This is a genomic window from Geodermatophilus amargosae (assembly GCF_900116515.1).
Taxonomy (GTDB): Bacteria; Actinomycetota; Actinomycetes; order Mycobacteriales; family Geodermatophilaceae; genus Geodermatophilus; species Geodermatophilus amargosae.
This window is the reverse complement of the sequence record NZ_FPBA01000031.1, coordinates 15,214-36,785: the sequence shown is the minus strand read 5'-3', so window position 1 is coordinate 36,785 and position 21,572 is coordinate 15,214. Positions and strand designations below refer to the sequence as shown.

Below are 21,572 nucleotides of genomic sequence, written 5' to 3'. Positions count from 1 at the left end.
CCAGTGCTGGTCAGCGGATCACCCGGGGATGGACCCGAGGGCCGCCGGGACCGGTGGCGCCCGTCGTCACGCGCTCCCGTCCTGACGGCTGGTCGGCAGGTACTCGTCCATCCCGATGAAGAACGAGCTGAACCGCCAGCACCCGTCGTCCTCGCGGCGCAGCTCACTCGTGTAGATCACGCTGGCACCGAGCGACAGCCCGTCGCTGGCGACGGTCACGACGCTGTACGCCAGGGCCTTCGCGGTTCCGGCTTCGAGATCGAGCTGCTCGACCAGGACGTTGCCCATGAGGTGACGCCGCTGGTCCGCCTGGGCTGCGATCCGCCCGGGCAGCTGCTCGGCGATCTCCTGCCGGGACCCGAACCGGGTCCGCGGTTCGGCGCTGCCCAGGCCCACCTCGAACAGCGCGTCGTCGGTGAAGCAGGAGCAGAGGACGTCGACCCGCGCCTCGTCGAACGCCGTACCGAAACGGGAGAACGCCTCGGCGATCTGCGCCCGTGCGGTCAGCGCCTCGGGGCTCCAGTCGCCCGGAGCGAGCGGACGCAGGTCGACCTTCCCGCTCCGGTGCGACCACGCCTGCCCCGGGCGACCCGCGCCGTCGGGCGCCGACCTCACGCCGAGCGGTCCTGCGGGGAGGGGATCGGCTCCTTCCACGGCCGGATCTGGTGCTCGACGACGGCGGACCCGAGGCGGAAGTGCTGGGCCTCCTCGTACGTCTCGACCAGCGGCAGGTTGGGGTCGTAGTACTGGTCCGGGGACAGCGGCAGCGGGCCGGTCTTCGACGTGCGCCCGGGCGTCGCGCGGCCCAGCACGCCGTCGAGCTTGGCGACGAAGGTGATGAGCCGGTCGAGGTCCACCCCGGTGGGGATGCCCATGGCGTTGCACATGTTGACGACGTCCTCGGTCGCGGCCATGCCGGTCGCCCGGCCGTTGCCGCAGTAGGGGCAGCCGCCGATGCCGCCGGCCGTCACGTCGAAGCTGACGTCGAAGCTCTCGTCCAGGGCCTTGATCGTCGCGTAGGTGCTCGCCAGCGCCATGCCGCGGGAGTCGTGGAGGTGCTGCGCGATGCGCCGCACCTCGGGCCACTCCTGGCGGACCGCGGCGATCGTCTCCTCGACCCAGTGCGGCATGCACCAGCCCATCGGGTCGGCGAAGGACACCGTCGTCACCGTGATGCCGGCGTCCGCCCAGGCGTCGTGCTGCCGCCGCAGCATGTCCATCCGCTGCTCGGTGCTGAACGGGCCCTCGAAGTTGGAGCCCCACGCGGCCCCGACCATGATCCGGGCCTCCGTGGCGCCCGCGTCGACGGCACGCTGGATCGTCCGGCTCCAGTTCGCGATCTCGTCGGCCTGGCTCCGGTTGGCGTTGCGGCGGATGAACGTGTCGCACAGGTGGGCGCCGGTGGAGAAGCCGTCCCTGCCGGGGACCTGCAGCCAGGGGAACTCCGACGCGCGCTCGATCCCCTTCTGGTTCATCGCGAGGCAGTAGTACCGGGGGCCCTCCACCGGCTTGAACCGCTCGAGGACCTCGCCGATCCTCGCCATCTGCGGCGTGTAGCGGGGACTCACGAACGAGCCCACGTTGATCTCCGGCAGACCGCACTCGGCGAGCTCCTGCAGCAGGTCGGCCTTGACCTCCACCGGGATGTCGACCGACTCGATCTGCATGCCTTCGCGCATGACCTCCTCGCGGAGCAGCACGCGTGGATATCCCATGTTCCCGTCCTCCTCGGACTGATCGACCTGCGTCATCCTTCGTCGGCACCCGGTCGCACCCGGGCGAGGACGTCGTCCACGTCCGTCGCGATCTCCCGGTACACGCCCGCCTTCACGAGCGCGTCGAGGTCCTTGGCCCGCGGCGGCGGGATGTTCAGGGGCGCGTCGGTCACGACGGCGTCGCGCCGCAGCGTCTCGATCTCCTCCGGCGCCAGGCCCACCGAGCCGAGGACCACGTCGTTGTCCTCGCCGAACAGCGGGCCCCGGGCGCGGCTGGTGACGGCCGTGGAACCGGTCCACACGAACGGCGTCCCCGGGATGGGACGGGTCACACCCTTGATGTCGACCCAGTCGAAGAACTGCCGGTGCTGCATCTGCGGGTCCAGCAGCAGGTCGCGGACCTCGGCCACCGCCGCTGCCGCGACGCCGTGGCCCTGCAGTGTCTCCGCGGCCTCCTCCGGTGTCCGCGACGCCGTCCACTCCCCCAGGCCCCGGGCCAGCTCGTCGAGGTCGGGGGCATCGCCGGACAGGTGCTCCCGGACGAGCCCGACCACCCGCTCCCGTGCCGCGTCGTCCTCGATCGCGACGGCCACCCACGCCTCGACGCCCCGGCAGGCGAACACGTCGGACAGGAGCGTGTCGTCCTCGGCGTTGCCCCGGCGCGACGGCTGCCGTACGCCGGCCTGCGCCGCGATGAGCGCCTCGGGGATGACGACGGGTCCGAGCTGGTACATGCCCAGGTCGATCCACTGCCCCCGGCCGGAGCGGTGCCGCTCCTGCAGGGCCGCCAGGATCGCGTAGAGGCCGGTCCACGCGGCGAGGAAGTCGGGGTAGGACTGCCCGACCTTCCGCGGCTTGTCCCCGGGGTACCCCGAGTACTCGACGAGGCCCATGGTGGACTCCAGCGAGGTGCCCTGCGCCTTGAAGCCGGACCAGGGGCCGGTGGCCCCGTAGCCGGTGTTGGACAGCATGATCAGGCCCGGGTTGGTCGTCACGAGGTCGGCGTGGGTCATTCCCCAGCCGCGCAGCACCCGGGGGGTGAAGTTCTCGACGACGAGGTCGGCGGCGTCGACCAGGCGGCGCAGCACCGACCGGCCGGCCTCCTGCTTGAGGTCCAGGACGAGGGAGCGCTTGCCCCGGTTGAGGCTGTGGAACGAGCCGGACCAGTTCCAGCCGTCGCCGCCGCCCTCGTTGCCCAGGGCCGGGGCGAGGGCCCCTCCGCGGGTCTGGTCCAGCTTCGACGGCGGCTCCACCTTGACGACCTCGGCACCCAGGTCGCTGAGCAGCGAGCACATGTAGGGCGCGGCGAAGACCGTCGACAGGTCGACGACCTTGAGGCCCGCGAGTGGTCCGGGGACGTCTGCCCCTGCTGCCGCGCGGCTCAACGGGCACCCGCCTGGGTGCCGGCGACTGCGCGGGAGAGGACGTCGGAGTCGTGCTCCCCCAACAGGGGAGCCGCACGCCTGACCGTCACGCCTGTACGGGAGAGCGAAGCGGTGACCGCAGGCATCCGCCACGGTCGGCCGTCGAGCGTCCCCGGCATCGTGCGGAACACCTCCCGGGCGTCGAGGTGCGGGCACTCGAGGAGCTGCTCGGCCGTCTGGACGAAGCCGGCGAGCAGACCCCGGGCCGAGGCCCCTTCGAAGAAGTCCCGGGGCTGCACGTCGGCCAGTGCGGTCCGGAAGATCTCCGCGATCTCCCCGGCGTGGGTCGCGCGTGCCTCGGGCGTCGCGTACTGCGGCTCGGCCAGGCGCTGGTCGGCGATGAAGTCCGCGAGGTCGCTGATCGGGGTGAGGATGGTGATCTGGGCGCTGACGTAGCCCGGTCCCGCGGGCAGGGGATCGCCCGAGAGCGGGTCGATGACGGTGGGGCGCCGGGTGGAGACCGCACCGGTGAAGGCGTACTCCGGGATGGTCAGCACCAGCTCCGAGGCGATGCACTCGACGATGGAGACGTCGATGACGGTCCCGCCGTGCTCGCGTGCACCCAGCAGCGCGGCCTCGGCGGCGTACGCGGCCGTGAGCCCCGCCTCGTAGGTGCTCTGCCGGAGCCCGCGCTTGAGCGGGTAGCGCTCCGCGTTGCCACCGAAGGACAACAGGCCGCTCGCGGCCTGCATGGTCAGGTCGGTCGCCCTCCAGGCGGCCTTCGGCCCCGTGATCCCGTAGGGGGTCAGCGTCTCGATCACCAGCCCCGGGTGGGCGGCGTGCAGCTCCGCCACGTCGATCCCCCACGTGGCCAGCTGCGCGAAGTCGTCGCCGACCAGGAGCACGTCGGCCGTCGACACGAGCTCGTCGAGGGTGTCACCATCCGCACCCGGATCCAGCGAGACCCCTCGCTTGTTGTAGTTCAGGTACTCAAACAGGGCGCTGCGCTCGTCGTCCTCGCCGGCGCGGTAGAACGGGGCGACCGAGCGGGTCCGGTCGCCGTCCGGGGTCTCCACCTTGACCACGTCCGCGCCGAGGTCACCCAGCATCCTCGCCGCCAACGGGGTGGCGAGTCCGACACCCAGCTCGACGACCCGCACACCGTCCAGCGGGGCCTCGCCGCCGGTCATGACGCGGGGTACGGGTACGGGACGGCCGGTCCACCGCGCAGGGGCACGACCACCGTGGCCGTGCCGGGGGTGCTCTGCTGGCCCTCCTGGTTCCGGATGCCGATCTCCAGCTCCACGATGCCGTAGCCACCCTCCTCGGTGAGCTCGGTGATCCGGCCCCAGGCGGTCAGGGTCGACCCGACCTGGTCCATGGCGCGGAACTGGAAGCCGATGCTCCGCAGCCACCCCTCCGGCTCGGCCCACTGCCGCACGACCTGCACCATGAAGTGCTGCTTCCAGCTGCCGTTGACCAGCAGGGCCGGGAGCTTGTCGTGCTCGACGGTGAACCGCTGGTCGTAGTGGATCCGGTGCCAGTTCTCGATCGAGGCGGACCAGCGCATCAGGTGCGGCTCGAGCAGCGGCCCCCGCACCAGCTCCGGGATCTCGTCGCCCACGCTGAGGTCCTCGAACACCAGAGGTGCCGGCTTCGTCATCGTTCCTCCGGTCATCGGTGGATCAGCGAGCTCGTCGTCACGGCGAGGACGTCGTCGTCCTGGTTCGTGTACGTGGTCTGGACACGGACGATCACCATGGGGTTGCCGTCCCGCGACTGGCGCTCGGAGATGTCGAGGTACTTAGAGCGCACGGTGATGACGTCGCCGATCTTCGCGAGCTGGAAGAACTGGGCCTCCGTTCCTCCGTTGAGCAGTCGCTTGAACGGGAGGTCCAGCGGCGGGAGGCCGTTCTGGCTGCCGCCCAGTCGGCCGTCGTCCTCCGGGTCGTCCTTGAGGCGGTCCATGGGGTCGGGTCCCCCAGGGGCACGTCGCACGCTGTTCATGGGGAACAGCGGAGGCGCCACCACCTCGCCGTACTTCGACGCGGCTGCCACCTCGTGGTCCCAGTGCACGGGGTCGGGCTCCATCACCCCGTGCACGAAGCGCCGGAGCAGCTCCTCCGACACCGGCAGCGCTGACGTGCGCGGCTCGGACTCGACGCCGATGAGCGCGCGGTGCTGGTCAGTGAGGACTGTCATCTGCTCAGGCCTCCCAGACCTTCTTGCCCTGCTTGAGGATCGCGCGCGCCATGAGGATCCGCTGGATCTCGTCGGTGCCACCGCCGATGCGGCCGTGGCGGAGCTCGCGGTAGAACGTCGAGATCGGCATCTCGAGGGTCTCGCCCATCCCGCCCAGGATCTGCATGATCTTGTCCATGGACCGGTGGCCGTAGTTGCCACCCATGTACTTGGCCATGGCGGCGAGATGCCGGACCTCTTCGCCGGCGTCGTAGCGGGCGGCGGTCTCGTAGGCGATCGCCCGGATGGTCTTGAGGTCCATGAAGACGTCGACCAGCATCCACTGGATCGCCTGCCGCTCGGCCAGCGGTGCACCGAAGGTCTCGCGCGACTTGGCCCACTCGGTGGCGATCTCGAGCCCGCGCGCGAGCCGGCCGCAGGCCAGGGTGCCGCGGGTGAGACGGTCCTGGATGGCGAGCCACTCCTGGCCGAGCCCGAACCCGTACCCCTCGCTGCCGAGGATGCGGTCGCCCGGCACGAACACGTCGTCGAAGGTGACGAGGTACTGGTGGGCCTTGCGGACCAGCCAGGTCTCGATGGGGCTCCACGAGATGCCCGGCGAGTCCCTGTCCACGATGAACATCGTCATGCCGCCACGCTGGCGCTTCTCCGGGTCGGTCACGGTCAGCACCAGCATGTAGTCGGCGTCCTCGACCCCGCTGATCCACATCTTCTGGCCGTTGATGCGCCACCCGTCGCCATCCGGCTTGGCGGTGGTGCGCATGGAGTTGCCCGGGTCGGAGCCGGCGCCCGGCTCCGACTGCGCGAAGACGAAGCGCTTCTCACCGCGGATGGACGGCATGAGGAACTCCTCCTTCTGCGCGTCCGTGCCGTGCAGCAGCGGCATCATCGCGCCCGACCGGGGGAGCTTGACCACGCTGCGGTTGAGCTGCTCGGCCACCACGACCTCGCCCAAGGCGCCGTATCCCTCGCCGCCGTACTCCTCGGGGAGTCCGACCGCGTAGAGACCCGCGTCCTGCGAGATCTGCTTGAGACGGGCCCAGTCCTCAGCGGGCAGGGAGCCGTCGACCTGGCCCTCGGTGGCCCCTGGCTTGGGTCCCTCGTCCAGCCACTGGTTGGACAGGAACTTCGCCTCGAGCGGGAAACACTCGCGCTCGACGATGTTCTTGGCGTGCTCCTTGAGCTCGATCAGCTCGGGCGGTAGGGCGAAGGCCGTCGTCGGAGCGGAGTACTTGACTGCCATGGTTCCTCCAGGAGGGGCGGATGGGCGATGGAGTGGTCACTGCGTGGCGGCGTCACCGGGTCGACGCGAGGGCCTGGGACTGTGTGCGCACCGCGGACGACGACGCCCGTGCCCTCGGTCGAGCCCCGACTCGGATGAGCCGGGCGACGACGCGACGCCGCACACCGGTCGGCCCCCGGCCGGCAGTCGGGGTCCGCGTCACGAGGCTGCGCGAGGACACCGGGGAGGTGCCTGGTCCCACGTCCTCCTGGGGCGTCCCCCAATCGTGGACCGATCGGTCAACCGCGTCAAATGCGCCGGCCCGGGCCGGCCTGCGAGGCGCGGCGGAGCGCGGGGTCGGTGACGTCGTGCACCGGGCAGGGATCGCGGTCACCGCTCAGCGCTCCACGGGAGCGAAGCGGACCAGCGCGCTCCCCTGGCCGGTGTCGTCGAAGACGGCGCGTACCCGCAGGCCGATCCGCACCGACTCGGGGCTGCAGCCGACGATGTTCGTCATGACGCGCGGCCCCTCGTCGAGTTCCACGTAGGCGAGGACGAACGGGCCCGCGTCGAGGTAGGCGCCCTCACCGCGCCTGCTGACGGTGAAGGTGTAGACCTCACCCTCCCCGGATGCCTCGACCCAGCCGATGTCGAGCGATCCGCACTCCGGGCAGATGCCCTTCGGGTACCAGATGACCGTCGCGCAGGCGGCGCACCTCGGGAGCAGGAGCCGGCCCTCGGCGGTCGCCGCCCAGAACGGCTCGGTCTCGGGGACCACCGCCGGCGCCGGGCTGGGGAGCTGACGGTCGATGCCCTCGGTCACGCGTCCTCCCGCCCGAGGACCAGCGTGGAGCTGCCCATGCGCGAGGAGATGCGCCCGCCCGAGCCGTGCGCCAGGGCGATCTCGCAGTCCGGGACCTGGACCTCCGGCCTGGCCTCGCCACGCAGTTGTCGCACGGCCTCGATGACCTTCGTCATCCCGCCCTGGTTCACCGGGTGGTTGTTGCACAGCCCGCCGCCGTCGGTGTTGAACGGCAGTCGGCCGGTGGGCGAGATCAGCCCGCCGTCCAGGACGAAGTCCCCGCCCCTGCCCTTCTCGCAGAAGCCGAGGTCCTCGATGGTCTCGATCACCGTGATCGTGAAGGAGTCGTAGATCGACGCGTAGTCGACGTCCGCGACCGTGACCCCGGCCTCCGCGAACGCCATCGGGCCGGACCACACCGCTCCGGTGTAGGTGACGTCCACGCGCCCGTTCATCGTGTGCTTGGGCGCCTCGCCCTGGCCGAGGACCTTGACGCAGGTCCGGTCCAGGGTCTTCGCGACCGCGGGGCTCACGACCACGAGCGCTCCCCCGCCGTCGGTCATGACGCAGGAGTCCAGACGGTGCAGCGGATCGGCCACCAGGGGGGAGGCGAGGACCTCCTCGACGGTGACCACGTTCGGCAGGAGCGCGTCGGGGTTGTACTGGGCGTGGTGGGACGCCGCCACCTTGACCTCGGCCAACTGCTCGCTCGTGGTCCCGAACTCGTACATGTGACGACGGGCGGCCAGCGCGTAGTTGTTGACCGTCGTGACGCCGTACACCTCCTCGAAGGGGCCGTGCGGCGTCCCCACTCCCGGCGCGCGACCGACGCCCGGGGCCGGCCGGACGTGGCCCCCGAGCGTGATGAGCGCGACGTTGCACTTGCCGGCGGCGATCGCCGCGGCGGCGTGCCCCACGTGGACGAGGTAGGAGGACCCGCCCGTGAGCGTGGAGTCGATGTAGGAGACCTTCAGGCCCAGGTACTCGGCGAGCGTGATGGCGCCGAGCCCGGTCTGGTCGACGGTGAAGTACGCATCGACGTCGCTGAACGACAGCCCGGCGTCCGCGAGCGCCCCGACGGCGACCTCGGCGTGGATCTGCGCCACGGACCGGTCAGGGATCTTGCGCCTGGGGTGCTCGTAGGCGCCCGCGATGAACGCCTGCCCTCGGATGCTCATCGACGGGCGGTCCCTTCCTGCGGCGCCCCCGCGGGCGCAGAGTCCATGGACAGGACCACCCGTGTCATCTGCTGCTCACACCAGTCGACGACGGCCTCGCTCCCCCGCGCCGACGAGCACGTCCGCAGGAAGGCGCGCGCGTCCGCGAGCACCTGCGCGGGGACCTCGGCGAGTTCCTGCAGGAGCGCCACGGCCGTGTCCTCGGCGGCGCCCTCGGCGGCCGTGTGCGTCAGCAGTCCCGCGGCGAGCGCGTCGTCCAGGGACGCCCGCCGCCCGGACAGTGCCAGGTCGACGACGGCCGCCGGTGACATCCGGTCCACCAGGAAAGGCGCGACACCGAACGGGAAGAAGCCGAGGCCGGCTTCGGGCAGGCGGTACCGCGAGCCGGCCGCACCGACGGCGTACGTCGCCGCACCGACTAGGCCGAGGCCCAGCCCCACGGCCCACCCCTCGACCGCCGCCGCGACCAGCGTGCCGCACGTCTTGACCGTCCGGACCATGACCTCGGACGCGTTCTCGGCGTAGGTCCACCCCGGACCCGGAGTGGGCCCTGACCTGCTGGTGTCCGCACCGGCGCAGAAGTTGCCGCCCGAGCCCGACAGCACGATGCCCGTGCAGGCGGGATCGGCATCGAGGTCGCGGACCGCCGCGGTGATCGCGGCGGCCATGCTCGCGTCGATGGCGTTGCGCTGGGCCGGGCGCTCGATCCTGATCACCCCGACGGCGCCGAGCCGGGTGATCGAGACCCGGTCCTCAGCCATCGCGTCGCGCGGAGGCACCCGCCGCGCCGGCAGGGGTCAGGCCGAGCTCCGCGAGGATCTCGTCGGTGTGCTGTCCCACGCGGGGAGGCGCCACCGAGAAGCTGTCGTCCACGGCCGGGACCGGTGAGCCCGGGACGTAGAAGATGCCGTCCCCGGACTCGTCAGGGACGGTGCGGAGCATGTTCCGCGCCTCGAGGTGCGGATCGGCCACCACCTCGTCCATCGTGTGGACCGCACTGCCGGCGACACCGGCGGCCCGCATCTGCTCGACGACCTCGTCGACCGTGTGCTCGGAGGTCCACCCCTCGATGAGGGCGTCCAGCGTGTCCCGGTGCTCTAGCCGGGTGTCGCTCTCGGCCCCCTCGCCCATGTAGAGCAGCAGCTCCGGCTTCCCGATGACGCGGGACACGCCCTGCCACATGCGGCCGGTGAGCGGTGCCAGGTAGACGTACCCGTCGCTGGCCCTGTACGTGCTGGCGTACGACCCGCGGACGCGGCTGCCGATCCGGGACAGCTTGCTGCCGAGCTGCAGGACCTCCATGAAGCCCGACCCGTGGAAGGACATCATGCAGTCGAGCATGCTCAGGTCGACGTACGTGCCCTGACCGGTGACCTGACGTCGCAGCAGCCCGTTGTTGACGGCGAGGGCAGCCCAGAGGCCGGTGAGGTGGTCGGGGATGAAGACGCCGGAGAGCATGGGCGCCCCGTCGGGCTCGCCCGTCAGGTCCATGACGCCGGACATGGCCTGGATGACGCCGTCGAAGGCGGGCAGCGACCGGTAGGGACTGTTCTGACCGAAGCCGGTGATGTGGACGTAGACGAGACGCGGGTTGACCTGCGACAGGCGCTCGTGGTCGAACCTCAGGCGCGCCGGCACGCCGGCCGCCATGTTGGTGACGAAGACGTCGGCGGTCTCGACCAGCGCGAGGAGCGCCTCGATCCCCGGCTCGGACTTGAGGTCGAGGACGATGCTGCGCTTGTTCCGGTTCAGCGTCGGGAAGTAGCCGCTGTGCGACGCGCCCGGGCTCTCCACCTTGATGACGTCGGCGCCCTGGTCGGCCATGAGCTGCGTGCAGAACGGCCCCGCGATGAAGTGCTCGACGGCGACCACGCGCAGGCCCGACATGCTGGCGTTGTGCTGGGACATCAGTTGCCACCTCGCGCCGGGACGGGAGCCTGACGCAGCTCTTCGAGCCAGCCCTTGAAGGCGTCGGCGAAGTCCGGCATCTCCTGGTTCGGGTAGTGCGCGATCCCCTTGACGCTCTGGAACAGGGCGCCCGGGATCCGCTCCGCGGTCGGCCGGAGGTTCTCCCCGAAGGAGTCGCCGCCGGAGATCACGTACGTCGGGCAGCTGATGTCCGGCAACCGGGACCACAGGTCGTGCCGGCCCCAGGCGACGAGATCGGAGCGCGTGACGTGCCAGTCCTCGCGGCAGTGCATCGTGGCGATCATCTCGGCCGTCTCGGCCGGCACGTCGCTGCCGATGAGGGAGAGGTTGGAGTAGTAGGTCTGGTCACGGACGCTCGGCGTGCTGGAGTCCTCCGGCTTGCGCCACGTGCGGGCGGCGGTGGGGGCCACGGGGCACTCCATCGCCACCACGGCCTCCAGGGAGTCCGAGAACCTCGACGCCATCTCGAGGACGATGCGGCCGCCGATGGAGCACCCCAGGAGGTACCGCCGCCCGGTCGCCACCTGGTCCAGGACCTTCATGCACCAGTCCGCGTAGTACGGGATCGACGTGATGGGGCCGTCGACCGCGGGCTCGGACCGGCCGTGCCCCGGCAGGTCCACGACGACGACCCGGAACCCCAGCGCCGCCAGGCCCTTGGCGTTGTTCCGGTACTGGACACCGCTCTGTCCCGCCGTGTGGATGCAGAGGAGCGTGTCGTCGCCGTCGCCGACGACCTCCACGTACCCCAGTCGCCCGTCGATCTCCAGGTAGTCCGCGTTATGCACTGGGCTTCTCCTCGACGACAGCCAGCCGGGCCGCGTCGACCATCAGCATGATCGCGCGGAAGATCCGCAGGTACTGGTAGTTGTTCCCGGTGGACCGGAACTCGTTGCGGCCCAGCCGGGCGACCAGGTCGTTCTTGCCGGCGGCGAGCAGGTCCAGCCACGCGCGCTCGCTGCCGGTGACCGTGAAGGTCGGGCCCTCCGGCGTCTTCCTGGCGACCTCGATGACCGAGCCGCGGTAGATGCGGAACTCCACCTGCTCGTCGCCGGACCGGATCCCCACGGACCCGTCGAAGGTCTCCACCGCCGAGGCGAAGTCCTCGTCGGCCGCCAGGCCCGCGGCGAGGTGCTTGCCCCAGGCCACCGTGCCGACGTCCCAGGCGACGCGCGGAGCCGACTCGTCGTCCTGGACGTCGCTCGCGGCCGGGACGTCCCAGGTGACGTGGGCACGCTCGACCACCTGACCGTCGGCGTCGACCAGACGCACGTCCTGGTGCACCCTGCCGCGCCCACGCCGTCGGGCCGGCTTCCAGCGCGTGACAATCCCCTCGAGGCGGACGCCGACCGATCCCGACCGGACTCCCACCTTCCAGTCGATGCCGGTCACCTGCGCGTCGCGGACGGGAGGCGCCTGGATGACGGCCGCCGGCAGTTGGGGCGCGCCCGCGGCGGGCGCCGGTGCGACGCCTGTGTCGGACACCATGCCCACCCGGAGCCCGTCGAAGTCGGCGACCTCCGGCACCGCCGGGGTGGCGGCCCTCTCGTCGAGCGCGCTCACCGACGCCACCCCCGCCCGCACTGGTTCGGCACTGCATGGGTCGCGAACCACAGGAGTGCCGACCTGTGGCTCGTCACGCGCCTCGCGCGCGACGCCGGCCGGGGCCCGCGGCCACCGCTGGTCATCCGTGTCGGTGCCGACGACCTTCTCTGCAACTCGTCCACGCTGCGTCCTCTCTTCGTTCGGCATGCGCTCCCCGAGGCCGCTGGGCGGCTTCCGCGCGGTGTGGCGAGGACCACTATCTCCAACCAACCATCTAGTTGGCCGCTCGTCAATGGGTCGGCCGCAGGGCCGCTCCGGTTGCGCCCCGATGGAGCGCCCCTCGGAGGCCGCCCGGGGTGGACCACCTGGCCGGCGCTGCGGTCGCGGTGGCCGGACCCGTCGAGCGAGGACGACGAGCCGTCCGGGGGACGGCAGACTGCTGCCGGTCCCAGCGCCGGGGCGCGCTGCGGTCAGCCTCTTGTGACCCCCGTCACTCGAGCGGCCTACCGCAGGACTTCACGTACGAGTTCCGGGAAGCGCGAGGTGGCTGCGAGCCCGTAGGAAAGGGATCACCACCACCCGAACGGGTCGTGTCGGATTGGCGATGATTTGTGCTGAACATGTTCCGAGTCGGGCGACTGTTACCATCAGTCACCACAGAACGGGCATTGCGGCCCCCTGCAGGATGACCGATGCGGAGGAAGGGACATCCATGACGCTCCCCGAGGCGGACCGCAAGCAGGGCTGGACGGAGGACGACGACGTCAGCCTGACCGGTCTGATCGAGAACAATCGCGACAAGATTCTCGCCGTCGCTGCGGAGGAATTCGAGGCAAAGGGGTTCGCCGGAGCCCGGATCGATGAGATCGCGCGCCGCTCCGGCGTCAACAAGCAGCTCATCTACCATTACTTCGGTAGCAAGCGCGTCCTGCACTCCGCAGTCATGGAACACGTCACAGCACGCGCGCTCGAGGTCGCCAGGGACGATGTCGATCAGCCATATCTGAAGTACGTCCTGAATGTGACCGCTGCTAGTTTCTCGCGGATCAGGAATCGTCTGTACCGGTACTGGCTGTGGGAGGCCGTGGAGGGCTCCGATCTGACGGACGTCGCACGCCATGACGAGCGGCGCGCCCACTACGCGCAGCGGGTGGCCCAGATCCACAGGGCTCAACGCAGCGGGGAGATCAATCCCAGCCTCGATGCGCGGTTCCTCCACCTGGCAGTGGTGGCGCTCGCGAGCTTCCCGCACATGGCGCCCCAGATCGCGTCCCTCATCACCGGCCTGGAGCCCGACGACCCGGAGTTCAGGGAGGGTCAGCAGGCGTTCGTCGAACACCTCGTCCGGGCCCTGGCACCCCCGAGTCCCTGACGAACCCCGAGGACCTGCTCTGCTCGAGCCCGGCCGGGAGCACGTCGCTCGCCTCCAACGGCGACCGTCCGCGCCGCCGCCCCTCGTCGCCGGCGGCCAGTCGCCGCCACCGCCGACGCATCGCGGACGCATCGCCGATGGGGCGCGACGCCCGGGCGCTCACGCACCGCCCTGGGGAGCGTGGACGGATCCGGTCAGCCTCGCGGGGACGCTGTCAGGATCGTCGCCGGCACGCCGCGGGAGACCTGTCCTGACAGGGGACGGACGCCCGGGTGGCGTCCCGGCCGGCTCGCCTCACGCGTAGTAGTCGACAGCAGGATCCACCTTGACGTCGATGAGCAGCGGGAGGTTCTCCGGGGCCCAGAGGGACTCGTCCAGCTCGTCGATCGCCTGCAGGGACCGGACCGTCACGGCGTTCCCGCCCAGGGCGACCCCCAGGTCCGCGAACTCTGGCCACTCCATCAGGGAGTGCCGAGGGTCGGCGTTGAAGCCCTGGAGCTTCGAGTACTCGGCACCGTAGGAGCCGTCGTTGATCACCACGGCGACGAGCGGCAAGCGGTACCGCACAGCGGTGTTGAACTCCGTCAGGCTCATCATCCCTCCGCCGTCCCCCACGAAGACGACGGTCACCAGGTCGGGTACCGCCACGGAGACCCCTGTCGCACACCCGATCCCGAGGCCGATGGACCCGAAGCTGACCGTGCCGGCGGTGTACCGGGGGTGGGACACGTCGATGTAGCGCCACACCGAGCGCAGGAAGCGACCGGCGTCCGTCACGACCGCCCGGTTCGCGGGGAGTCGGGGACTGAGCCGGAGCATCGCCGCCCGCATGTCGACGGCGTCGCTCCCCCGTGCCTCGACGAACTCATCCGAGGGCACCCGCTTCCGCAGCTCCTCGGCCAGCCCGGCGCGGCTCGAGGCGAACGTGACGTCCTCCGCGCGGAGGAGCTCGGTCATCCTCGTCGCGACGGTGGCCGCGTCCCCGCACAACGCGACGTTCGGCTCGTAGTACCTGTTGAGGTGGTGGTCGAACCGGTCGACGTGCACGACCGGCTTGCCCTTGAGGAGCGCTCCGGAGTCCGTGGTGTAGTCGTTGAGGCTGGCGCCGAAGACGACGACACAGTCGGAGTCGAGGATCGCGGTGAGCCCGACGGGATGGGCCAGCGTCCCGCAGACACCCAGGTCGAGGTCGTGGCCGGCGAAGAAGCCGCGGGCCGGCACCGTCGTCGCCACCGCCGCCCCGATCAGGTCCGCGAAGGCCGTGATGGCCTCGTGCGCGTCCGACTCCACGGCGCCACGCCCGGCGAGGACGAGGGGGCGGCGCGCTGACGCGATCATGCCGAGGGCGGAGTCCAGCAGGTCCGGATCGAGGTCCGCCGGAGCTGCCGGGGGCGCCTGCTGCGGAGCCGCGCCGGTGTCCTCGATCTCCTCGTCGAGGAACTCCACGGGGACGTCGAGCGCCACGGGGCGCGACTCGGCGCGGGCCTGGCCCAGAGCGCGCTCCAGCTCGTCGGGGACGTCCTGCGCTCGTGCCGCCCGGCGGAAGGCGGCCCCGGTAGGTTCGATCAGGCGCTGCAGGTCGATCTTCTGCAGGTGGTGCGGACTCGAACTCGGTGTGCTCGACGTGAGGAGCACGAGAGCCGTGCCGGAACGAACCGCCTCGATGAGCGCTGTGATGGTGTTCGTGGTCCCCGGCCCGTGCGTCACCGTGGCGACGCCGACGGACCCACTGGCGCGGGCGAACCCGTCGGCCATGCCCACCGCGCCGGCCTCGTGGGTGCTCCCGATGTACCGCCCACCGTGCTCGTCGATGAAGCTGGCGATGTACTGCATGTTGGCGTCGCCCATGAGCCCGAAGAGAGGCTCCGCGCCGCGCTGGGACAACCGCCGAGCCAGTGCCTGATAGGTCTTCACCCGACAGCTCCTCTGCATGGATGTGATCGCCGCTACTCCGCCGGCACCCGACGGTAACCGGATGGTTGATCCCTGGCAAGGAGCCGTCGGCGACTGCCCTGGACGGCCGGCAGCCAGTCGCAGACCGCGGCCCGGGGGCTCCCGCCGGGCTCCGATGGCCCACCGCGCCGCGCGTGCCGCGGCGGGGGCCTGACGGGGGCGTGGTCCTCACCGCTCCCGGTCGACGACGGGTACATCTCCCGGATCCTGTCCACCGAGGACGACCCGGCCGGCGACGAGGTCGAGGTGGACGAGTCCCTCTTCGTGGGCCGCAGCGACGACCCGCAACGTGAACCGGTGTTGCCGCAGTGTGTGGATCGAGGTGACCGGCCGTGTCCTGAGGAAGGCCACGAGTTCCCCCGGGGACCGTCGGTGCACGGCCCGGTGGGCGCTGCCGACCCCCCGGCCGTCGCTCGCGTCCCGGGAGTTGACGGCGCAGAAGCCGTGACGACGGCACGGGACCGTCTCCCCGACGTCCGGGACGAAGTTCGCCGCCTCGTAGGTCAGGACTGTGCCGCAACACAGCCGCGCCGCGTACGTCCTGCGGGTCCTCGCACTCGCGCTGGCGGTCGACATCTGTCGTGCCTCCTCTCGATGACACCGGCGGCCCGGCCGGTCACGTCGGCCCCGGACGCACCCCGGCGCCGGAGGACCCGCTGTTGGCGTCCGCGGAGGGTGCGCCGTCTCCGGCGGGCGGCACGCACGAGTCCGCGTCGGACGGTGCGCAGGTGACGGTGCACAGGTGCCCCGCCGGGTCGATGGTCGTGACCACCACGAGACGGGGGTTCATCCGGACGCTCAGGACCCTGCCGGGGTCGTGGCCGAGGGCCTGACAGACCGCGTCGAAGATGTCGGCACCCATCGCCCCTCCTGCGGTCGCTCCTCGCGGACGCCTGCTCCGGCGGATCTCCTCCGGCGAGACCGGCCCGGGGACCACGGATCCCGGCCCGGGCTCCGCCCGATCCCGCCACCGGCGCTCCCCCGGACGATAGTTCGACTGGTCGGTACAGACAACTGCTCGGACCGATGCCCGGCAGCGCTAGCGCCACGCCGCGGGCCCCGGCGCGCAGGCCGCCTCCGCCGGGCCCTCTGTGCCGCGCCGGGCCTCCGCGGTCGGCGCCCTCCCTGCGGCACCTCCGCGCCGGGCCGGTGGACGGGACGGCCGGGGATCCCCCCGTCGGTACCCGGGTCAGCCGCGGACCAGGTCGGCGAGGACGTCACCGGCCTCGAGGGGCACCAGGTGCCCCACGTCGGGGAGCTCGACGTACCGGGCCCCCGGGATGAGTCGCGCCAGACGCATGCCGTTGCCCACCGGGGTGAGCCGGTCGACGGCACCGTGCACCACGGTCGTGGGAACGGCCAGGGCCGCCAGCCTCCGGGGACCGTGCCACCCGAGGACCGCCAGCGCCTGGTTCGTCACCCCGACACGCGGCGTACGTCGCTCGCGCAGCTGCTCGACGAGCTCGTCGAGCAGCGCCGGCTCACGTCGGGCGAAGCCGGGAGCGGCGTAGCCGGCCCACAGCGACCTGAGGAAGTCCTCGGGGGACTCCCCCAGTCGCGGCCGGTCGAAGGCCCGTTCGGCGATCTCCGGGGCGCCGGCGACCTGGGCCGGCGTCGGGGGCCGGGTCGCGACGAGGAACAGCTCCTCGACGAGCTCGGGATGCCGCAGCCCCAGCTCCTGCGCGATCATCCCGCCCATCGAGAGCCCGAGCACCCGGGCCCGCTCCGCGCCGGCGGCGCGCAGCACACGGGCGGCATCGTCGGCGAGGTCGGCGATCGTGAACGGAGCAGGCGCCGTCCGGGACAAGCCGCTGCCCCGGGTGTCCATGCGGATCACGCGGAAGCTGCGTTCGAGCTCCCGGAGCCAGGCGGAGGGCCACACGCTCCCGCCGGCGGTCCACCCGTTGAGCAGGAGGAGCGGGCTGCCCTCACCGCGCTGCTCCCAGTAGACGGGGTCCCGTCGATCGGCGTGCGACGGGCCCCCGGCGCTCAGACGTCCCGGCGTGCCGGCGGACCGGCGCTCCCTCTCCTGCTGCTCGCGCCACTCGCGGCGCTGCGCGGCGGTGCGGCGGCCCACCAGCCGTGCCGCCAGCCGCTGCGGCCCGTCGGTGGTGGCTCCGAGCACCGCCTGGGTGCGCGTCGCCATCTCCACCCACGCGGCGAAGGCCTCGTTGCGGGCCAGCGGCTCCATGTACCGGCGCGACCGCCGCGCGACCACCTCCATGGCCTCGGCCGGGACCAGACGCGTGATGGGGTTGCTCATGCCGACATCAGCTCCCGTCGGAGGACCTTGCCCGTGGCGTTGCGGGGTAGCTGGTCGAGGAACCGGACGCTCCGTGGCACCTTGAAGCGGGCGAGCCGCTCGCGCACGTGCCGCCGCACGGCGTCCTCGTCGAGGGTCGACCCCGGTGTCGTCACCACGAACGCGCACAGGGCCTGACCGAACTGCGGGTCGGGCCTGCCCACCACGGCGACCTCTGCGATCTCCGGGTGCTCGGCGAGCAGTTCCTCCACCTCCTGCGGGTAGACGTTCTCACCGCCCGAGACGATCATGTCGTCCTCCCGGCCCTCGACGAACAGCAGGTCTCCGGTGAAGTGGCCGACGTCCCCCGTGGAGAGCAGCCCCCGCTGCTGCTCCTTTCCGCCGCCGGTCGTGTACCCCTGGAACCGCATCGAGTTGCCGACGAAGACGCGGCCCGAGGAACCGTCTGGAACCGGCTGCCCTCGGTCGTCGAGGATCTCGACACGCGCGCCGAGCACGCACCGGCCGGCCGCGCCGGGGTGCCGGCGGAGCTCGGTGGGCGTGGCGATCGTCGCGAGGGCGACCTCCGTGGAGCCGTACACGTTGTAGAGGACGGGACCGAAGCGGTCCAGGGTCTCCGTCGCCAGGGCGGGTCCGAGGGCGGATCCGCTCGCCGCGATCGCCCGGAGGCGCGTCGTGTCGGCGGCCAGCAGGGCGGACGGCCCCAGTGCCAGGATCCGCTGGAGCATGACCGGCACGACCACCAGGACGTGCGCGCGGTGGCCCGAGAGCGACCGGAGCGTGTCACCCGGGTCGAAGTGGCGGCTGAGCACCGTCGTGGAGGCACGGGCCAGACCCATCAGGAGGTTCGTCAGGCCCCAGCCGTGGAACAGCGGAGCGGCGACGACCTGGGTGTCCCGCGGCCGGTACGGGATCCGGCTCAGGATCCCCGCCAGACCCTCGGAGGAGTCGGCATCCGACTCCCGCGCCGCCCCCTTCGGCCGTCCGGTCGTTCCCGAGGTGAGCACGACGAGCCGGCCCTGCCGACGCGGGAGCAGCATCCCCCGGCCCTGCGCCATCGCCGACTGAGCGGCCTCACCGAACGCGCGGCGGACGCCGCAGCCGGCCACGATGCCGGCGAACTCGTCGTCGTGCAGCAGGACGTCGATCCCCTCCGCGGCGACGACGTCGGCGAGCTGGGGAGCGGCGAACTCGGTGTTGAGGAAGACCAGGTCCGCGCCGGTCCGCGCAGCACCCACCAGGACCTGCACGAAGGCCCGGGAGTTGCGCGCGAGGATCCCGATCCGCGTCCCGTGGCCGACCCCCTCGGCCGCGAGTCCCCGCGCCAGGTGACCGGCGCGGCGCCACAGGTCGCCGTAGGTCAGAAGACCGTGGGGGTCGACGACGGCGGGAGCCCGGGGATGGCGCGCCGCCGAGGACGCGACCGCGCCGGCGATCCCCGGGCCCCACACCGCCACCGCGGTCAGCGCCAGCGGCACCTGCTCGGGATGGTGGAGACCGATGTTCGCCCGCGTCAGAATCGCGCTGGCTCGCAGCCGCGAGGGGATGGACACCTATCGCTCCCTTGGGGGGTCGTCGCCGCTCCCGGGTGCGGAACGGTGGGTGGAGTGGGCGCCGGGGAGGGCGCACTGCTCACGGACGGCGACGGGCCACCCCTCAGACGGGGCCGCACAGCCCCAACCGCCCCTGCCCGGGTTCAGCGTCGTCGCTGTCACCCCGCCAATATACCGACTGGTCGGTCCAACACACCACCGAGCCGGCCGGGCCCTCTGCCGCGGCGCTCGGCTGGGGCGGCGAGCGCTCAGCCGAGGGGTGGGCTGAGCGCCTCCGGGAGACCGACGGTGTCCATGGCCGTCGCGACGTCCCCCACGTGGTGGGCGAGCACCATGAGGTCACGGAGCCGGCCGTCGCGGTCGCGGATCTGATCGCGCAGCAGCGCCTCGCCGCTGAAGCCCAGCGCGGTGAACAGCGCCAGGGCAGAGCCCTGCTCGGCGACGACCTCGACCACCAGCTTGGTCACGCCGGCCTCGACGGCGCGCACGAGGGCGTGACGGGCGAGGTCGCGCCCGAGGCCGCTGCCGCGCGCGGCCGGCGCGACGACCAGGCGCACCTCACCCACGTGGTCCGACCAGCCGGGCAGCCGGAGCACCGCCGCGTACGCGAGGACCTGCTCGCCGTCCAGGGCGATCCAGCGGTCGCCGCGGTCGCTCCCGGAGGTCCACGCACGGACGACGTCCGCTTCGGTGACGTCCTCCTTGATGAAGGTCAGGTCACCCTGGGGCAGCTCGCGGAAGAACTGCAGAACGGCGTCGGTGTGTTCGGACTGCAGAGGGACGACGGTGGTCACTGGGACGCTCCGATCGCTGCGTTCAACGGCTCACTGCGCTTCCGGATGAAGTCGATGATGGCCGGCACCGTCGTCCTCGCGGCCGTCCGGCCGACGACCAGGCCCATGTGGCCGGCATCGAGGCGCAACTCGTGCTTGTCCTCCGAGCCGACCAGGTCGATCAGCGCGGCGGTCGCCTCGGCCGGGACGATGTGGTCGCGGTTGGCGCGGACGGTCAGGAACGGCACGGTGATGTCGCGCAGGTGCACCCGGTCGCCGTCGAGGGTCAGGCGGTCCGTGGCCAGGCCGTTGTCCCGGATCAGCATCTGCACCAGCTGCCGTGCCGTGGTCCCGGGGAAGGGCACGTGGTCGTCGGACCAGCCGGTCATCGCCTGGTAGGAGGCGACGTACTCGTCGCTCCACAGGCGTTCCCAGAGGGTGACGTAGCGCGTGACCTCGTAGGTCGGGGTGAGCGCGCGGAAGGCCTGGGCGAGCACCGACGGCGGCACGTTGCCGTCGTCGCCGAGCACCTCGTCGACCTCCATCTTGTCCCGCCCGAAGAGGTCGGCCAGCGGCCCCATGTGCCGGAAGTCGACCGGCGTGGCCAGCACGGTGAGGCTGCGCAGCGGCGCGTCGGGATGGTGCGCCGCGTAGAGGAGCGTCAGGTCCCCCCCGAAGCAGTAGCCCAGCAGGTTGACCTCGGTGCTGCCGGAGAGCTCGAGCACCCGGTCGACGGCGGCGGGGATGTAGTCGTCGACGTAGTCCTCGATCTGGTTGTACGCATCGCTCTGGTCGGGCTCGCCCCAGTCGACCAGGTACACGTCGAAGCCGGCCTCGAGCAGCTGCTCGACGAAGCTGTTGCCGGGGGTCAGGTCGAGGATGTAGCTGCGGCTGACCAGGCTGAAGACGAGGAGCAGCGGCGGCCCGTACCGGACGCCGCCGTGGACCTCGGGGTCGTTGCGGTACCGCCACACCTGGCAGCGGCCGCGCTGCCAGACGACGTCCTTGGCGGTGCACCCCACGCGCGGCCGGTCCACCCCGGCCGCCATCTTGATCCCGTTACGAGCCCGTAGCGCGTTGCGCTCGACGTCCCGCCGGACGCGCTCGAGGATGGTCTGCGGTGTCGGCACCGTCGGCACGGGTCTCCTCCTCGGTCCTCGGGGCGGCGTCGGTGGTCCGGCGCCGTTCTCCGTCGAGCTGCAGCGTCAGCCGGCGGACCTCCCGGTCCAGCGCACCGACCTGCGCGCGCAGTCGCTCGACGTCGCTGCCGGCGGGGAGGTTGAGCAGGTGCCAGGCGCGTGCGCTGAACCCGCGTGCGCCCGACCGTGCCAGCCCCTGGACCCGCTGCACCACGACGACACCGGTCGCGAAGCCCTCGCTGCGCACGACGGACTCCGCCCGCGGGCTCACGGCCGCCTCGACGGCGTCGTACGCCTGCCGCCACCGGGGGCTGCCGCTCACGGCGTCCCCCTCCAGTACCGAGCCGTCGACCTGAGCAGTTCTCCGGAGGACATCTCGCCCCTTCCCGGGACACCTGCCCCGTGACGCCTGCCGATCCTCACCGGGGGCCGAGGACGGTGGCCGGCTCACGACGCGGCGAACGTTAGACCGACCAGTCGCTACAGACAACCCCCGCCTGCTCGGTGGCCACCCGTCGGGGGCTGCCCGTCCGCACCGCCACCCTCACGGGAGGGCCGATCG

21 protein-coding genes are annotated in these 21,572 nt (G+C 71.8%); 1 reads left to right on the top strand and 20 read right to left on the bottom strand.

What is annotated here, in order from left to right:
• Positions 1-66: 66 nt before the first annotated feature.
• The 13 genes from BM414_RS29740 to BM414_RS25465 all read right to left on the bottom strand — a co-directional run bounded on the left by BM414_RS29740 (position 67) and on the right by BM414_RS25465 (position 11,975).
• Entirely contained in the window at positions 67-615 is a 549-nt protein-coding gene (locus BM414_RS29740) for a nuclear transport factor 2 family protein (RefSeq protein ID WP_175551806.1), read from the bottom strand.
• Entirely contained in the window at positions 612-1,715 is a 1,104-nt protein-coding gene (locus BM414_RS25520; protein ID WP_175551805.1) for a beta/alpha barrel domain-containing protein, read from the bottom strand. The genes BM414_RS29740 and BM414_RS25520 overlap by 4 nt, the downstream gene beginning before the upstream one ends.
• 32 nt (positions 1,716-1,747) lie before the next feature.
• Complete coding sequence (locus tag BM414_RS25515) at positions 1,748-3,100, bottom strand: CaiB/BaiF CoA transferase family protein (RefSeq protein ID WP_175551804.1); 1,353 nt, start codon at positions 3,098-3,100, stop codon at positions 1,748-1,750.
• Positions 3,097-4,269, bottom strand: a complete 1,173-nt coding sequence (locus BM414_RS25510; protein WP_093584276.1) for a CoA transferase — start codon at positions 4,267-4,269, stop codon at positions 3,097-3,099. Before BM414_RS25510 ends, BM414_RS25515 begins: the two co-directional genes overlap by 4 nt.
• Positions 4,266-4,742 carry a hotdog family protein gene (locus BM414_RS25505; protein ID WP_093584219.1) on the bottom strand — a complete coding sequence of 159 codons (477 nt, stop codon included), beginning with the start codon at positions 4,740-4,742 and terminating at the stop codon, positions 4,266-4,268. Before BM414_RS25505 ends, BM414_RS25510 begins: the two co-directional genes overlap by 4 nt.
• 11 nt (positions 4,743-4,753) lie before the next feature.
• Positions 4,754-5,281, bottom strand: coding sequence for an FAS1-like dehydratase domain-containing protein (locus BM414_RS25500; RefSeq protein ID WP_093584217.1), 528 nt, complete (start codon positions 5,279-5,281; stop codon positions 4,754-4,756).
• Positions 5,282-5,285: 4 nt separating this feature from the next.
• Positions 5,286-6,524, bottom strand: coding sequence for an acyl-CoA dehydrogenase family protein (locus tag BM414_RS25495; protein ID WP_093584215.1), 1,239 nt, complete (start codon positions 6,522-6,524; stop codon positions 5,286-5,288).
• 376 nt (positions 6,525-6,900) lie between these two features.
• Positions 6,901-7,326, bottom strand: coding sequence for a Zn-ribbon domain-containing OB-fold protein (locus BM414_RS25490; protein ID WP_175551803.1), 426 nt, complete (start codon positions 7,324-7,326; stop codon positions 6,901-6,903).
• Positions 7,323-8,483, bottom strand: coding sequence for a thiolase domain-containing protein (locus BM414_RS25485; protein ID WP_093584213.1), 1,161 nt, complete (start codon positions 8,481-8,483; stop codon positions 7,323-7,325). The genes BM414_RS25490 and BM414_RS25485 overlap by 4 nt, the downstream gene beginning before the upstream one ends.
• Positions 8,480-9,244 (bottom strand): enoyl-CoA hydratase/isomerase family protein, encoded by a 765-nt coding sequence (locus BM414_RS25480; RefSeq protein WP_139246049.1) that lies wholly within the window; start codon positions 9,242-9,244, stop codon positions 8,480-8,482. The genes BM414_RS25485 and BM414_RS25480 overlap by 4 nt, the downstream gene beginning before the upstream one ends.
• Positions 9,237-10,391 carry a CaiB/BaiF CoA transferase family protein gene (locus tag BM414_RS25475; RefSeq protein WP_093584209.1) on the bottom strand — a complete coding sequence of 385 codons (1,155 nt, stop codon included), beginning with the start codon at positions 10,389-10,391 and terminating at the stop codon, positions 9,237-9,239. The genes BM414_RS25480 and BM414_RS25475 overlap by 8 nt, the downstream gene beginning before the upstream one ends.
• Positions 10,391-11,200 carry an alpha/beta fold hydrolase gene (locus tag BM414_RS25470; protein WP_093584207.1) on the bottom strand — a complete coding sequence of 270 codons (810 nt, stop codon included), beginning with the start codon at positions 11,198-11,200 and terminating at the stop codon, positions 10,391-10,393. The genes BM414_RS25475 and BM414_RS25470 overlap by 1 nt, the downstream gene beginning before the upstream one ends.
• Complete coding sequence (locus tag BM414_RS25465) at positions 11,193-11,975, bottom strand: hypothetical protein (RefSeq protein WP_139246048.1); 783 nt, start codon at positions 11,973-11,975, stop codon at positions 11,193-11,195. Before BM414_RS25465 ends, BM414_RS25470 begins: the two co-directional genes overlap by 8 nt.
• A gap of 694 nt (positions 11,976-12,669) precedes the next feature.
• On the opposite strand from BM414_RS25465, the gene BM414_RS25460 reads away from it, so the two are divergent.
• On the top strand, positions 12,670-13,329 hold the full coding sequence (locus BM414_RS25460; protein WP_093584203.1) for a TetR/AcrR family transcriptional regulator: 660 nt from the start codon (positions 12,670-12,672) through the stop codon (positions 13,327-13,329).
• A gap of 294 nt (positions 13,330-13,623) precedes the next feature.
• Here BM414_RS25460 and BM414_RS25455 read toward each other — a convergent pair whose 3' ends face one another.
• From BM414_RS25455 to BM414_RS25420, 7 genes are all read right to left on the bottom strand, one after another.
• The gene (locus BM414_RS25455) at positions 13,624-15,243 is read right to left on the bottom strand and encodes a thiamine pyrophosphate-binding protein (protein ID WP_175551802.1); all 1,620 of its coding nucleotides are present in this window, start codon (positions 15,241-15,243) and stop codon (positions 13,624-13,626) included.
• Positions 15,244-15,898: 655 nt separating this feature from the next.
• Positions 15,899-16,144, bottom strand: coding sequence for a hypothetical protein (locus BM414_RS25445; protein ID WP_093584197.1), 246 nt, complete (start codon positions 16,142-16,144; stop codon positions 15,899-15,901).
• A 327-nt stretch (positions 16,145-16,471) separates the two neighbouring features.
• Positions 16,472-17,545 carry an alpha/beta fold hydrolase gene (locus BM414_RS25440; protein WP_217644933.1) on the bottom strand — a complete coding sequence of 358 codons (1,074 nt, stop codon included), beginning with the start codon at positions 17,543-17,545 and terminating at the stop codon, positions 16,472-16,474.
• Entirely contained in the window at positions 17,542-19,098 is a 1,557-nt protein-coding gene (locus BM414_RS25435) for an AMP-binding protein (RefSeq protein ID WP_217644932.1), read from the bottom strand. Before BM414_RS25435 ends, BM414_RS25440 begins: the two co-directional genes overlap by 4 nt.
• Before the next feature lie 248 nt (positions 19,099-19,346).
• Positions 19,347-19,892, bottom strand: a complete 546-nt coding sequence (locus tag BM414_RS25430; RefSeq protein ID WP_093584195.1) for a GNAT family N-acetyltransferase — start codon at positions 19,890-19,892, stop codon at positions 19,347-19,349.
• A complete protein-coding gene (locus tag BM414_RS25425) occupies positions 19,889-21,010 on the bottom strand; it encodes an alpha/beta fold hydrolase (protein WP_245784988.1) in 1,122 nt (373 codons plus the stop codon). The genes BM414_RS25430 and BM414_RS25425 overlap by 4 nt, the downstream gene beginning before the upstream one ends.
• Positions 20,931-21,332 (bottom strand): hypothetical protein, encoded by a 402-nt coding sequence (locus BM414_RS25420; protein WP_245784987.1) that lies wholly within the window; start codon positions 21,330-21,332, stop codon positions 20,931-20,933. Before BM414_RS25420 ends, BM414_RS25425 begins: the two co-directional genes overlap by 80 nt.
• Positions 21,333-21,572 lie beyond the last annotated feature (240 nt).